Here is a 13,567-nt window from a genome sequence, read left to right as displayed (position 1 = left end):
ACTTGTCGAGCGTCGAATGGCTCAGGGGTCTATGGAATGTACGGCCAAGACCTCAGCTTTAGCCTGTCCATTTACTATTACCTGTATGAAAGTGAAGATGGCTACCTGATCGCCTATCGCAAGGATGGCGGCCCCACCAAACAAGGCAAGGAAGTGACCTATGCTCAGGCCCGTATAGCTCTGCAAGAGTTTTTACTTGACCATGGCATTAGCCAAGAGAGTGTGAAAGATTCGATTTCCGCCTACTCATTGGATGCAGAGACAGCGAGTGGCTCGTCAGTCGATGAAACGCCTCAAGTCGAAAAAACGATCATGACAAAGCCCACAAAAGCCATCGAAGTAAAAGAAGCCTGGTGTAACCCACGCGCAGACGATGAGTGCACCATCAATGGCAAGCAAGTGCTCAAGGCGCAGCTCAAGCAATACCTGCCGACCGTGTACGAATTAGAAGTGCTCAATGCTCGCGGGTACTGCGAACATCCGATTTGCTACGATAAGAATGACAAGCCCATCGGAATCAATTGACATAAAGGCACGGGACTTCCGTGCCTTTATTTTTTCGTGGTTGCATAATCTTCACCCATCATAGCCACTTGCACGATTTCTCTTTTTCTTGGTCGTGGTTCATTTATCGTCCCTGACGGGCGCCACAAGAAACGACCGCCATTACAATTAGACTTGTTTATTTGCTTGGGGTCGTTATGGATCTTCGGTATAGTTCGCACCCTATAAGGATTGCAGTGAACTACGGAGTCTGGTTTGAGTGCGGGCAAAAAGATTTTAGGAATGATGGCACTGGCGCTGATGCTGTCCCTGTGGGCCTGTTTGGTTTATGTGTTCGAGGACAACAGCGATGGAATGCTGGGCGACACCCAGAAAAGTACGACATGGTGTGGCACGCCGCCGTCCAGCAACGCCACAGCGCTTGGCAAGGATCTACTTACGCTGCGCATCACTAACAACATGCATGGCGTGTTTATGGTCAGTGGCGCGGTGGAGGTTTCCGAACGTACTTTCAATCGCTACGACCTCGGCCGTAACGAATTGCGTCTGCGGCTGGAGCCCTTGCAGTGGTCCTACGGCGTTACACCGACTTTCCTTGAACAGGTTAAAATCCAGCCGTTGAGTCGCAACCTGCTAGCTCTAAACAAAAGTGTCTACGCCGAACTCGAACCCCGACCTATCAGCGTGCAGGGGAGAGCCACAGACTTTCCGTTTGACACTTACCGCTATGGCTACAAACCGGTGTTGTATTTCCTCAAGGGCACTGATCGCATCGACTTATATTTCAAGCACATCACCACCGTCATGGAGATGTCGAATACCTTTACACCGACTCAACAGTACAACCGTGCGGGATACATTAACGAGAAACAATCCCAGCTACGCGAGAACGATTACAAACTCTATGGGGTCAATGAGTGTGCATTTAGTATCGAGCGAAAAAGCTCGTTCAAAGTCATCGTCCTGTTGTTGCTGCTAGTAGTTGGTCTGCCGTTAATGCATGTATTTTATCGCGACGAACCGGGCATTGACTTTCTCGCGACGCTGGTCAGTGTTGGGGCTATTCGGGTAATAATGATCGGCCCATTGAATGACTTTCAGCTGTACAAAATCGACTTTCTTTTTATGGCGGTCATATTACTCGTGGGTACGGTCTCGCTGATCAAAGCGATGCGTGAGAAGCGTCGGCGTGAGTGGGCGTCAAAGAGTGGTACCTCATGGTGAACTCACGTTTTGCAGCTTGACGGCAGCTTTGAAATTCTCATCATAGCGTGAAGCAATCCTCAATCGTCCTAGACAGAGTGAGCGTTTGAAGCCGAGCCTACCTAGGGTATTTTAACTAGGAAATCGAACATCTACGTTTGCTCTCTATATACACTTGACAAACGACGCTTTTATGCAAGATCGCAAATGGACAGGATGAACTCTGGCTTTGTTTAACTCAATACCCACAGGTCGTCCAATCCGTGCGAGTGGTGGTCTGAGAGGTCAAGAAAGTGGCCACTGGTTAAGGTGCTATGGTCGCCCTAGCCTTCTGCCTGCTGATAGTCCGCACGATGGCGTTCGACGGCGCGTTGGCTGAGCAACTTGCCGCGCGCGCGGGTGAGGAAGCGGCCCGGGTAGTCGTAGTCTTCCAGGTCCAGGCCCGTTTCATTGCCTGCGGGTTTGTAGGCGGCTTCGAGTTGCAGGTTGGGCTTTTCGAAGTCGTAATCGCGACGAGTGACGCGGCCGGTGCGCGTGGCCAGGCGAACGTTGAAGCCTTTGATCACCGGTTCGTCAGCGACCATGCCGCTCCCTTGTACGTAAGCGGTGGGCTGGCCGAGTTTGGGAAATACGGTCTGGTCGTCACCAAACACCAGCACATGGCCGCCGGCACTGTGCTGGAAGTGGTAGTGCACGCCCTCCTCTTCACACAGGCGCTGGATAAAGTGCAGGTCGGTTTCATCGTATTGCACGCAATAGTCGCGGTCGAGGCAAGGCAAAGCGGGACAAACAAGAGGACGCCCATTTACGTTTATTAAATAAATACGTCCCCATGTTGTACTTCAGATCATACTTATTCGATCAAGCACGACTTTGGGAATCAATTTCTCCTTTCCAGCCTGACGCATGGACTCAACATATTTCTTATAGTAAATTTTCGATGCATCTTTATCAGACACCCACAAAACATCTGCAATATTCAGCTTTAGAACCACTCTATCAGGAGAAACAAGTTCAACAAACTTAAGAATTTTATAAGCCAAATAATTTTCACCAGCTTGCCCGAGTGCATAGCCAAAATCGTTATAAATCACGACATTTGACTTTCCAATAGGAAATTCTCTACTCAGCTGCCCAAATCTATCAGCGTCCAAGTATGCCTTGACACCTTCATAATCCTCGTCCTTCAGGCGAGCCAACACTATTTGATGAGCCAAGCCTAACGAGTCCGTCGACCTGCCCAATTCAAGCTCAAGTACTTTTTCGCTAGCGATTTTGCGTGGCAAATACCATGCGTAGCTATGCCCTCCCTCCTCCAGGCTTCCCTCATAGCTAGAAAGGGCTTGAGAAAACATGACGTTTTTCTTAAGCGCACCTAAGTTTTCGCCCCCGTATAAAAATGCTTCATACTGGGTACCGTTGAGACCGAGGCCTGAATGCTGGACAGGCCAAGCGCAGATGAATAAGAAATAGTTTCTTTTGGCGGTGACTACGAAAGAATCTTTTAGCTCTGCATTCCCGCCTTCAGGTTCGCATGTATCAGGAAGTATAATTTTCTTACCGCCTTTATCAATCAAAGCACCCGAAATCGTTTCGCGGCCATTACCAACCTCTTCTGTAAACTCTGCCTTGAGTGCACCACTGAAAGCCGGACTGAGATCATAAGTTTTACTTTCCGCACCTGCGCACATTGACCACATCATCAATGCAGCTATCATTAGCTTATTCATCAATTTAGTTCCCTCTCTATCATACTGCGAAGATCGTTGAACAACGTGACCCTCTCGGCCAGCCCAATCGTGCCGCCATTTACTTTCGTTGAAATGTCTGCAACATGCTGCGAGATATTACTTTCGGTTCGAGTTGCATACGAGTTCGTAATCACCGCATTCATATTACTCATATCCCACCAGACGAATGCCGACTCTATTCCATAGTTCACATCGCTGACAATCAAATCTGGGTTAGCAACAAAGTCTTTTTGGTCCAACGGATCTTTTTCGTTATGGATACGTGTGTATTTTGCATAATTACTTTTGCCGGTTAACTGAATGATACCGCGCCCTCGGAACTTATAACCTTCCTGACTCGCTTCATCTCCATTGCCATTACGATCTGCGTATACATAACTGCCTAGACTCACCGCATTATTTGCATACTTACTGGCTTCGCTCCACAGTTTTGATCGAAGCCTTGGCAACACAATGCACTCATCAGTCGCAGTATTATACCCAGCCTGATTTCGGCGACAGCCAAATATAGTCCGCATACGTACTGCGGAATAGCTTAAATTTTCTTCAAGCACTTTGAACCCACTCTCATGGCCGACTTGCGCCAACAAATGGGCCACCCTGAGAGGGGTATCGATACTGTACAGTATTGCGTACTTATTCAGAATTGGCAGTATCGTTTCACAATAAGCATCTGCGATACCAGGCCTCGCCTTCTTCAACATCGCAAGTGTGATCAATTGACGTCCGCGTTTTACTGCAAAGCTCCCGACTAGCTCAATTGGATGAAGATGCCAAACTTGAGCATCGCTAGTCACTCCTTGCTCACCGATTAGGTTGTCCCACCAACTGAGATTCTTGATTCTCAGTTTTTCTTGTTGCCACGGCTTATTTGGTTCTGCATCGGCATGCTGCATAAGCTCATCGAGTGCATCCCACTTGTCCGCCCTGAAACACCACTCGTTTTCATACTTTGTGACCACCTTAGAAATCTGTTGTGAAAACCATGGCTTCCTTAAAGCACCCATTATTTCATACGACGAAATTTTTTTATCCCCATTCATATCCAAAGTTGCATACAAGCACTCATTTACCGGCCCGCCCACCGATTCACTTACTTGCGGAAGAAACGTCGCTCGCTCATCGTCCGTCAAGTGCTCTTGCGCGTGGAGCGACGCTGCTAAATGTTCCACATTACTAACAGTCTCTGTAATTAGATTAAAGCCATCCCATTCGAACGGAGAGTGCCGGGACAACGCCGTATCTGGCTCCGCAAACCAACCGTCAATCCCATTACCCTCCGCATCCCCTAACAACCCGTCTATACGCCACCAATAGGTGTAAGTCGTGACGCCGCCCATCACCACCGCAACCTTGATTTTCTTTTCAGCGGGCAATGCCTCCAACGTACCTACGGGAATCACGAACTCATACCCGACCTTTTTGAACGGATCGCTAACCTTCGGTGGATTTTCTGCGCTCATGCCCTCCACATGAGTGATCAAAGGCGTGTCTTTGGGGATCTTTACCAATGTCTTTCCGCTACCGGGAAGAGCCCTTGCTTTGGATTTGCTCAACTCCGTAAACGCCTTTACATCCTCACAACTGAACACCTCCAGATGCAGCAAATTCTTAGGCGCCGCATCATCGTGATTCTGATACTTCCCCACATGACCAATCACGCTCCCCGCTTTCACAGGAAACGGCCGCTCCAACAAATGCACGGTGTTCTTCGCTGCTGGCTCACTTTTCGTTTCCAGCAAACCTTCCCAGATATAGCCAAGTATGCCGTTGGACGCGGTCAGCTCCGGGACGGCGTTGCCACTGACGATTTCCAGTAGTTTCTGATACTTGCCCCGCGCTCCATCATTGCCAATTTGCACTTCGGTTCCGGCCGGTAGGATGGCCGTTGTAGCACTCGTCTGGTTAGCCGCCGCATGCACCGCCAAGCCTTTGCGAGGAGGATTCATTTCATCTTTGGCATCAGTGCCGATGACATAGCTATTGGGCGTTGCACTGGCTGTCATTTCTCGTTTGAACACCCAGCCACTTCCCGCGGGAACGTTAGGGTCAGCAGGGGTGATGCTTACAACTTTGAGCCAACCATTTTCCTCTTCACCCGTCTCGACAAGGGTGCCTCGGGGCAACACGCTCAACACGGTGGTGTAACCTGGCTTGCCCCTGCGGTCTTGCCTAACCCTTAAGCCGAGTATTTTGTCATCGGCGGTAGCTTTGACCTGCCATGAACCACCACTCCAAAATGGCGGCCGTGCTAGCGACGGATTTGCGCTGTACCCCTCCCAATCCAATAAGTGCATATACAGGCTGAAAAACGTCAAGCTAGGCGCAGGTGCTGCAACAGCAGGTTGAGCACCCGCCGCTGGTGCCCGGGCTGGAGGGGTCGGCACCTCAAGGCGGTGCTTGATCAATACAAATCCGGTGGAGTAGACCGCTTGAGTCGAACCGTAATCGGATTTCGGATAGGTCTCATCAATCCGATACGCCACCACCTCACCGTCGGCAATGCATTGGACTTCCGTCAGATCCGCCACCAACCCCGTGCTTTCATCGAAGTGAACGCCGCCGTGCCAAAGCCCGTTGGCCCCCAACGGGTAGTAACCGTTCTTGGCCTTAGCTAAGGCCGCATAGTACTGCTGAGGGTCAGTTGCCTGCGCCCCGTCGACTTTCAACGGATATGCCCACTTTTCTACTTTGCTTGCTGTCTCAGTCATTGCCCATTCCCTGAATTCTGATCGCTGGAGGCATTGCGTGCCGTTGGTGCTTCTTAACCGGAGAAATTCAGCATTCGCTTAGGCTTGCTCTTGATTTTTTCCTGCAACTCATTCGCCAACGCCTGCGCCATCAAACTCCCCGCTTTATCCCTATCCGCAGCCCCCGGTAGCCCCGGCGCTTTAATCCCAATCCCTCTCCCACTCCCCGCCGATCCACCCGCATTCACCTTCACCACCGGTCCTAGCACCGTAATGCCACCCGCATCCAGCTTGATAAAACTACCCCCCGCTTTAATCGTGAGTTCCATCCCCGCTTCGATAACAATCTTCTCCCCAGCCTTCAGGTGAATCTCGTTCCCCGCGCTCACCAATTGCGCCGTCCCCACCCTCACATGCTGGTTTTGCGCGATGGTCAGGTGGTCGTCCATGCGCACTTCAACTTTGCGATCCGCGTGTGTGGTGCGATGTTCTTCAGCCTTCAGCTCTGTGTAGGCGTTCTTCTCAACGGTGTCGTGCCGCTCATTACCCACGCGAATTTTTTGGTCGTGCTCGATGTTTTCATCCCAGTCACGCTGCGCATGTAGGAAGATCTGTTCCGCACCTTTTTTGTCTTCGATGCGCAGCTCGTTGAACCCGCCGCCTCCGGGTGAACTCAGGGTTTTGAACACCGTGCGGGTTTTGTTCGCCGGCAGCGGGTACGGAACCTGGTTTTCCTTGTGATACAGACACCCGCTGATCAGCGGTTGGTCGGGATCTCCCTCAAGGAAGGTCACTAGCACTTCCATGCCAACACGCGGAATAGCGATGCCGCCGTAGCGGTCGCCTGACCAGCCGCTGGAGACACGTAGCCAGCAGCTGGTTTTGTCGTCGCCCTGGCCTTCACGGTCCCAGTGAAATTGCACCTTCACACGGCCGTATTGATCGCAGTGGATTTCTTCACCTTTGGGGCCAGTGACCACAGCGGTCTGGCTGCCGAGCACACGCGGTTTAGGGTGCTCCAGTGCCGGGCGGTAGAACACGTCCCACGGGGTGGCAATAAAGCGGTTGCGATAACCCTGGTGAAAATCATCCTTGTTGGCGGTGGTGTCGCTGGTCACTGACTCTTCTAACACTTGCGGCTGTTTGCCTTCGTGGGAGAGTTGGGTCAGCAGCCACAGGTCGTTCCACGCTTTGCGCGGATGGCCGGAGAGTTCAAGAAAGTGGCCACTGATCAGCGTGGTCTGGTCGCCCCAGCCTTCCGCTTGTTGATAGTCCGCGCGATGGCGTTCGACGGCGCGTTGGCTGAGGATTTTTCCTCGCGCGCGCGTGACGAAGCGGCCTGGGTAGTCGTAGTCTTCCAGGTCCAGGCCCGTTTCATTGCCTGCGGGTTTGTAGGCGGCTTCGAGTTGCAGGTTGGGCTTTTCGAAGTCGTAATCGCGACGAGTGACGCGGCCGGTGCGCGTGGCCAGGCGAACGTTGAAGCCTTTGATCACCGGTTCGTCAGCGACCATGCCGCTCCCTTGTACGTAAGCGGTGGGCTGGCCGAGTTTGGGAAATACGGTCTGGTCGTCACCAAACACCAGCACATGGCCGCCGGCACTGTGCTGGAAGTGGTAGTGCACGCCCTCCTCTTCACACAGGCGCTGGATAAAGTGCAGGTCGGTTTCATCGTATTGCACGCAATAGTCGCGATCCGGGCACGGCCGGCCTAACTGGAAACTGTAGGCGTTGCTTTGGATGCCGTGCTCTTCAAGGATCAAAGCGATGATCTTAAGCGCCGACATCTGCTGGTAAATGCGCTGATTGGTGCGGTGATGCAGGTATTGCAGTTGCGGCACCAAGGAGACGGTGTAGCGGCTCAGGCGCTTGCCGGCGTCACCTTGGGCGACGCGGTAGATCTGGCCATGCACGCCACTGCCCTGCGGGTCAAAAGCGAGGAATGCCTGCTTGTGCAGGAGTTTTTCTAGATCGATGTCCGGGTTTTCGCTGACCAGTTCGAGGTCGAAGCGGTAGGGTTGGCTGATGCCTTCGATACCGGTAAACGACAGCACTTGCAGGTCACCCGCAAAGTCGTCGATGGTCAGGCTGAAGTGCGTTTCGTTAGACGGGTTAAACATGCTCGGCTCCCTGTTGCTTAGTCATCCATTACGCCCATGCGCGCAAGCGCTGCAGCCAGGACGGTGTGCTCAAGGCATCACGTAATTGTGCAGCGGTGATCGTTCGATCCACTGCCTCGAACGCCAGCGCAGACCTCAAGGCCGGCCAGCAGTGTTTAGGTAAGTTCAAAGGCGCTTGCAGTTCGCGCTCAAGCTGTTCGTCGCGGGCTTGGTTCGACGGCAGGCGGCGAAAGGGATGTTTGCCCCCTGCTAGTTCGTGGATTACGCAGGCCACCCCATAGAGGTCTGCGCTGGCTGCCAGTGTTTGGCCTTCCAGCGTTTCCGGTGCGGCGTAGCCAGGTGTCCAGGCGTTGAAGCGTTCGCGGCTCAGTTGGGGTAGGCCATGCAGCAACCCTTCCTGAGCTTGGCCGAGGCCAAAGTCGAACAGGCGCACGCCCTCCTCGCTGACCATCACGTTGCTGGGCTTTATGTCGCCGTGCACGACGCCGCGTGCGTGGGTGTAGGCCAAGGCGTCGAGCAACGGTAGTACGATTTTGCGCAATTCGTGCCAGGGAAGGCCCAAAGGGCGTTCGCATAACAGCTTGTCCAGGGTCAGCCCACGCATGAGTTCCATGGTGATGAAGGCACGCTGGCATTCGGTGTCTACTTCAAAGCTGTGCAAGCGTAGGATGTTGTCGTGGCGCAAGCGCCGCGTCAGGGCGAACTCGCTGTAGAGCAACGCGCTGGCATCGGGGGTCTCGGAGAATTCTTCACTGAGGATTTTCAGCGCGATGTAGGAATCGGGATCGCCAAACTGCTCGATCAACAGATCCCGTGCGCGGTAGACCGCGCCCATGCCTCCGGCGCCGAGCAGGCGCTCGATGCGGTAGCGACCCGCCAGCAGCTCGGGCAATGCACCGATGCTGGCCTTGGTCGGGGCCAGTGCGACGACGTCGTTATGCGGCTTGGCGTTTTGAGGCTTGGCGAACGCAAAATAGGTCAGGTTTCTGTCTTGTTCTTCGCCCACTAGCAGATCGTCGACGGAGTGCATGAGTTCAGTCATTGGCGAATCACCACGGCGGTCAGGTTGTCGCGTGCCGCGCCGCGCAGCGCGCCATCGAACAGACGTCCCAACGCAACATGCGGCGCGGTTAGACTCAAGGCGCTGCCCAGCGCGTCGCTGGTCAGCCCTTGATACAGGCCATCGCTGCACAGCAAAAACACATCGCCGGGATACACCTCGAGCTCCAGTACATCCAGGGTCAGTTGCTCCGCAGCGCCCACTGCACGGGTGAGCGCATGGGCGGATGGATGGGCCTTCGCCTGCTCCGCACTGACGTTCTGTTCGTCCATCAGCTGTTGCTGAAACGAGTGATCTTTGGACAACTGGTACAGGCGCTGGCCGCGCCACAAATAGCAGCGGCTGTCGCCGGCCCATATACACGCGGCGCGCGAGCCCTGCGCCATCAATGTCACCACGGTGCTACCCATGATGCTGTCGTGGCGCCCGGCAGTGACGGTCAACTCCTGGCCCAACCGGCGGTTGAGCCAATGCAGGCACTGGCGAATATCGGTAAGGCGCGCATCGAAGTCAGCCTGAACCGGCAACTCAGCAAGGCTGGCGACAATCAGCTGGCTGGCGATATCACCGCCCTGATGACCGCCCATGCCGTCCGCAACCACCCACAGTCCTTGCTCAGGGCAGTCGAGGAAGGCGTCCTCGTTGCGCGACCGTACCTTGCCGGTATCGGTACGCGCCGCGCTGCGCCAACGGTTAGCGGCCTGCATCAGAGCTGCACCGGCATGCGGAAGGTGCGCAACACGCCCATGTCGAACGGGTTTGGCGTGCGCTGGCTGGTCAGCAGATAGTTAGCGCGCAGGCCACCCACATCTGCCTTGAGCACCAGCACGTCGCGTCCGGTGAGGTATTCGGTCTGCATCAAATCAAACAGGCGGAACAGCGACCAAGGCCCTGTATTTTTCTCGATACCAATCGGGCGGCCGACCATCTTGTCGAGGACCAGACTGGTACGACCGTCTTCAGCATCGGTCGGCCATTTGAATGACATTGGCACGATAGGGCCATGGCGGTACTCGATGGTCTTGTCGCCAAACTTGAACTCGGAACGACTGACCGCCGGGTCCAACGTGTATGGCTCAAGCTTGAACTGCACCTGCGGCTCCGCCGGGTTATCGGCGAAGAAGCTCTGGCGGATAACCTGGGCGGCGGCCATCTGGTCCAAATACACCTTGGAGACCGGCAAGCTGTGGCCGTCAACACTGCGCATGCGGTAGTTGCCCGGATCGCCGCTGACGAAGGGCCGCATGTAGCTGTCGAAGAAGCGATCAGCAATGCCCTGGGCCTTGAAGAACTCGCGAAAGTCACTGATTGCCACGTCGCTGGAGCTGTGGGCGTTGAACGGATAACGCTGGCTGATCGCCTTACCGTAAAAGCTGTACAGCTCGTTCTGATAGCGCTGGTTGAGATACCGATAGGCATCGCCCAGCACCAAGCGCCAGCTGTCTTCCGCTAATACGCTGAACCATACGCTCACCGGCCGTGGCAAGCGCCCGGATGCGTTGCGCAAGTTGCTCAATGCATCGCGTTGTCCGCCCATGCGCGTTTTGGCCATTTCATACGCCGCCTGCTCCGGTGCGCTGGCACGGGCCAGACTGGCCATCTGCAGTTGCAGGTCGTTGAGGGCATTCAGTGCTGAGGTCAGGTCAGACGCCGGACCGTTGTTGTCATCAAGTAGACGATGCAAAGGCTCAAATCGCCGTTGTAGGGATTTCTTCGCCGTGTCCGGTAGTTTTTTTGCCAAGGCACCGGCGGCTTTGTCCGCTACCGCCGCCGCCAGCTTACCGGCCTTACCGCCCTTCTCCGCCAGCTTACTGGCGGTGCTGGCCGCATCGTCCGCGTCGTCGGCGACTACCGGGAAACGGGTGTTTTCACGTACTTCGACCAACAATTGCAGGATCGGCGAGTTGGCCGACGTTAAGCCCGCCAGCTGTTCGGCGCCTTCAGCGAAGTCGTTGATCGGCGGCAATGCCACGCTGCCCACAGCCTCGCTCCAATAGTTGGCATAGTCACGAAAGTACAATTGCTCCAGTTCAACCATAAGGCGGTGCAGGTCCATACCGCTGATGCCCGAGCCTTCACCCAACACCCAGTTGTCCCGCAGAATTTCGGTGACCAACATGGAACCCTGCACAGAGAAATACTGCTGATAGCCCTGCTGGGTGTAGAACCCTGGGATCACATAGTCGGTGCCTACAAACAGCGCGCCTTGCGGCCCAAGGTGTTGGCTCAAGCGGTATTCGGGCACATTGCGCGCCTGCTCACGCAGCATGCGATACACCACAGTTGCCAGCGACTCGCTACGTAGCACCTGGCGCGCCTGCGCCACCAACTGGTCATTGATCGGGTAGATAAACGGCAATGCGAGCAGGCGCTCGAAGTGCGCGTTCAAATCATTCTGCACCGCCGTATTGCCGGTATAACGCTGGGACCACTCGGTGGCGACCCATTCCTTGAGCCACGGCGCATCGCGGCGGTCCTTCATGTTCAACATCAGATATGCACGCAAGCTGTTAAGCAGGCGATCGCGGTCTTTCATGTTGGCGCGGATCTGCCCTTCCAACAGGGTCGCGACCCGTGGGAATAGCTGTCCTTCAAGCTCACGTTCATAGGCAGTCTTGACCACCGGATTAACGTCTTCACCTTGATACAGACCTCCGCGCTCGTGATAGCCCACGTCGCCCTTTTTTGGGAAGACCTGGGTGGCGGCATAGCTGCTGTCGAGGACCTTGAGCGTCGCCATCGAATCATCCCGTGCAGTCAGGGCCGAGCGTTGTTGCGTCCAGTTTTGCGCGAGGTTGCGCAGGCTCTCTAACCGCTCGTAGTTGGCGGAGAAGCCACCGGCCCAAAGCACGCCGAACAGTGCCAGTGCCGCCAGTGCGCCCACATACAGGGCACGTTGGCCCCAGTGAATGCGACTACGTTCGCGTTGATCCAGGCCTGCCAGATCAGCTTCGGGGAAAATAACCTGGCTGAGCAGGTGATGAATAAAGCGTGAACGGCCACTGCGCAGGGTTGGCAACACACCGGTATTCATACCCAGGCTAGCGTCGATGCCCGCCGTGGTTGCGTCCATGTCCTCAATCAAGTGCGGCGCGCTGGTCAGATAGAAACCGCGCAGTTGAGTGACACGCTGGTAGCGATTACCGGTGAACGCCAGGTCAACGAACAAGCATAGGCGCTCGCCAACCTGCCCAAACTGGTGGGGGAAATCGAGGATACGACCACGGCGCTGTGTATCGCGCTCCCGGTGCATGCGCATGATCACTTGACTGTTGAGCCGATGCAGCAACGCTTCAAACTCAGTGCGCAGTACGGCCACGTCGGTGCCGCTCTGCTCTTTGCGAAAGCTGGCCCCCAACACTTGATCACTTTCTTCGCGGGTCAGTTGGTCGAAGAACTCATCAAAACCCAGCAGGCGATCGGCCTTGCTCAGTACCAGATACACCGGCACGTCGACGTGGAGTTTTTGATGCACGTCCTGCAAGCGCGCACGCACCTGGCGGGCCAGGGTGTCGAGGTCTTTCTCGTCGGGGCACAGCAGGGTTTCCACTGGAATAGTCACCAGCACACCATTCAATGGATGGTTACGGCGGCGTTTGCGCAGCAGGTCTAGCAGGATGTTCCATGCGCTGGCGTCGACTTCAACATCGGGCTGGGTCAGGTAGCGGCCGGCGGTGTCGATCAACACACCATGGTCAGCAAAATACCAGTCGCAATGCTGGGTACCGAGCGTGTCGCGGGTAAGTTTGCGGTCGATCTTGTTGATCGGAAACTCCAACCCGGAAAAATCCAACAGGCTGGTTTTACCGCTGCCCTGCGGACCGATCAACAAGTACCAGGGCAGATCGCTGCGCCAGCGCTCGCTGCGGCCACGGTAGAGGCTGGAGCTCTTTAGGGTTTTCAGGGCGTCCTTGAAACGCGCTTTTAATTCTTTATGTTCCTCGTCCACCTGCTCTTCGCGGCGGATACGATCCTGACCGTCTTCGCTGTCCTCGACGGCTTTCTTACGTAACCCGGCGCGCCAGCTGACAAACACCATTGTCAGCCCCCAGATAAGGAACAGCACGCTGATGGTCAGCAAACGCGCGGTCGCACCTTCCCAGAACTTGTAATCATCGACCGCCAACAACGGGCCGGCAAACCACACCAGAAGCGCGACAGAGAGCACTACGAGCAGGGTCCAGACCCAGGGCTTGCACAAAAATGCGCCGACCTTCTTGAAAAACCTTTTCATCACACGTC

Annotated in this window: 8 protein-coding genes and 1 pseudogene; 2 read left to right on the top strand and 7 right to left on the bottom strand. The window is 55.0% G+C overall.

The window, feature by feature from the left end; translation table 11 throughout:
* Both ACI77I_RS25840 and ACI77I_RS25835 read left to right on the top strand, forming a co-directional pair.
* Window positions 1–525, top strand: a 525-nt coding sequence (locus ACI77I_RS25840; RefSeq protein ID WP_406998987.1) for a hypothetical protein, incomplete at its 5' end; no start/stop codon positions are given.
* 234 nt (window positions 526–759) lie between these two features.
* On the top strand, window positions 760–1,728 hold the full coding sequence (locus ACI77I_RS25835) for a hypothetical protein (protein WP_406998985.1): 969 nt from the start codon (window positions 760–762) through the stop codon (window positions 1,726–1,728).
* Between the two features lie 215 nt (window positions 1,729–1,943).
* Here the strand turns inward: ACI77I_RS25835 and ACI77I_RS25830 are convergent.
* The 7 genes and pseudogenes from ACI77I_RS25830 to tssM form a co-directional block, all read right to left on the bottom strand.
* A pseudogene (locus ACI77I_RS25830) lies at window positions 1,944–2,483 on the bottom strand (contractile injection system protein, VgrG/Pvc8 family); the annotation flags it as partial.
* 66 nt (window positions 2,484–2,549) lie between these two features.
* Window positions 2,550–3,437: a hypothetical protein gene (locus ACI77I_RS25825; protein WP_406998983.1), complete on the bottom strand. Its 888-nt coding sequence runs from the start codon at window positions 3,435–3,437 to the stop codon at window positions 2,550–2,552.
* On the bottom strand, window positions 3,437–6,169 hold the full coding sequence (locus tag ACI77I_RS25820) for a hypothetical protein (RefSeq protein ID WP_406998981.1): 2,733 nt from the start codon (window positions 6,167–6,169) through the stop codon (window positions 3,437–3,439). The genes ACI77I_RS25825 and ACI77I_RS25820 overlap by 1 nt, the downstream gene beginning before the upstream one ends.
* Window positions 6,170–6,222: 53 nt before the next feature.
* The gene (gene tssI / locus ACI77I_RS25815; RefSeq protein WP_406998979.1) at window positions 6,223–8,265 is read right to left on the bottom strand and encodes a type VI secretion system tip protein TssI/VgrG; all 2,043 of its coding nucleotides are present in this window, start codon (window positions 8,263–8,265) and stop codon (window positions 6,223–6,225) included.
* Between the two features lie 28 nt (window positions 8,266–8,293).
* Entirely contained in the window at window positions 8,294–9,307 is a 1,014-nt protein-coding gene (locus tag ACI77I_RS25810; RefSeq protein ID WP_406998977.1) for a serine/threonine-protein kinase, read from the bottom strand.
* Window positions 9,304–10,032 (bottom strand): PP2C family protein-serine/threonine phosphatase, encoded by a 729-nt coding sequence (locus ACI77I_RS25805; RefSeq protein ID WP_406998975.1) that lies wholly within the window; start codon window positions 10,030–10,032, stop codon window positions 9,304–9,306. Before ACI77I_RS25805 ends, ACI77I_RS25810 begins: the two co-directional genes overlap by 4 nt.
* On the bottom strand, window positions 10,032–13,559 hold the full coding sequence (tssM, locus tag ACI77I_RS25800) for a type VI secretion system membrane subunit TssM (RefSeq protein WP_406998973.1): 3,528 nt from the start codon (window positions 13,557–13,559) through the stop codon (window positions 10,032–10,034). The genes ACI77I_RS25805 and tssM overlap by 1 nt, the downstream gene beginning before the upstream one ends.
* Window positions 13,560–13,567: the final 8 nt, after the last annotated feature.

This window comes from Pseudomonas sp. D47, from assembly GCF_045447305.1.
Lineage (GTDB): Bacteria > Pseudomonadota > Gammaproteobacteria > Pseudomonadales > Pseudomonadaceae > Aquipseudomonas.
This window is presented reverse-complemented; position numbering and strand designations above follow the sequence as displayed.

Bases quoted from the DNA above. Each gene is read 5' to 3' on its own strand.
- ACI77I_RS25825 (WP_406998983.1), bottom strand. From the start codon at position 3,437: ATGAATAAGCTAATGATAGCTGCATTGATGATGTGGTCAATGTGCGCA.
- tssM (WP_406998973.1), bottom strand. From the start codon at position 13,559: ATGAAAAGGTTTTTCAAGAAGGTCGGCGCATTTTTGTGCAAGCCCTGG.
- ACI77I_RS25810 (WP_406998977.1), bottom strand. From the start codon at position 9,307: ATGACTGAACTCATGCACTCCGTCGACGATCTGCTAGTGGGCGAAGAA.
- tssI (WP_406998979.1), bottom strand. From the start codon at position 8,265: ATGTTTAACCCGTCTAACGAAACGCACTTCAGCCTGACCATCGACGAC.
- ACI77I_RS25820 (WP_406998981.1), bottom strand. From the start codon at position 6,169: ATGACTGAGACAGCAAGCAAAGTAGAAAAGTGGGCATATCCGTTGAAA.
- ACI77I_RS25805 (WP_406998975.1), bottom strand. From the start codon at position 10,032: ATGCAGGCCGCTAACCGTTGGCGCAGCGCGGCGCGTACCGATACCGGC.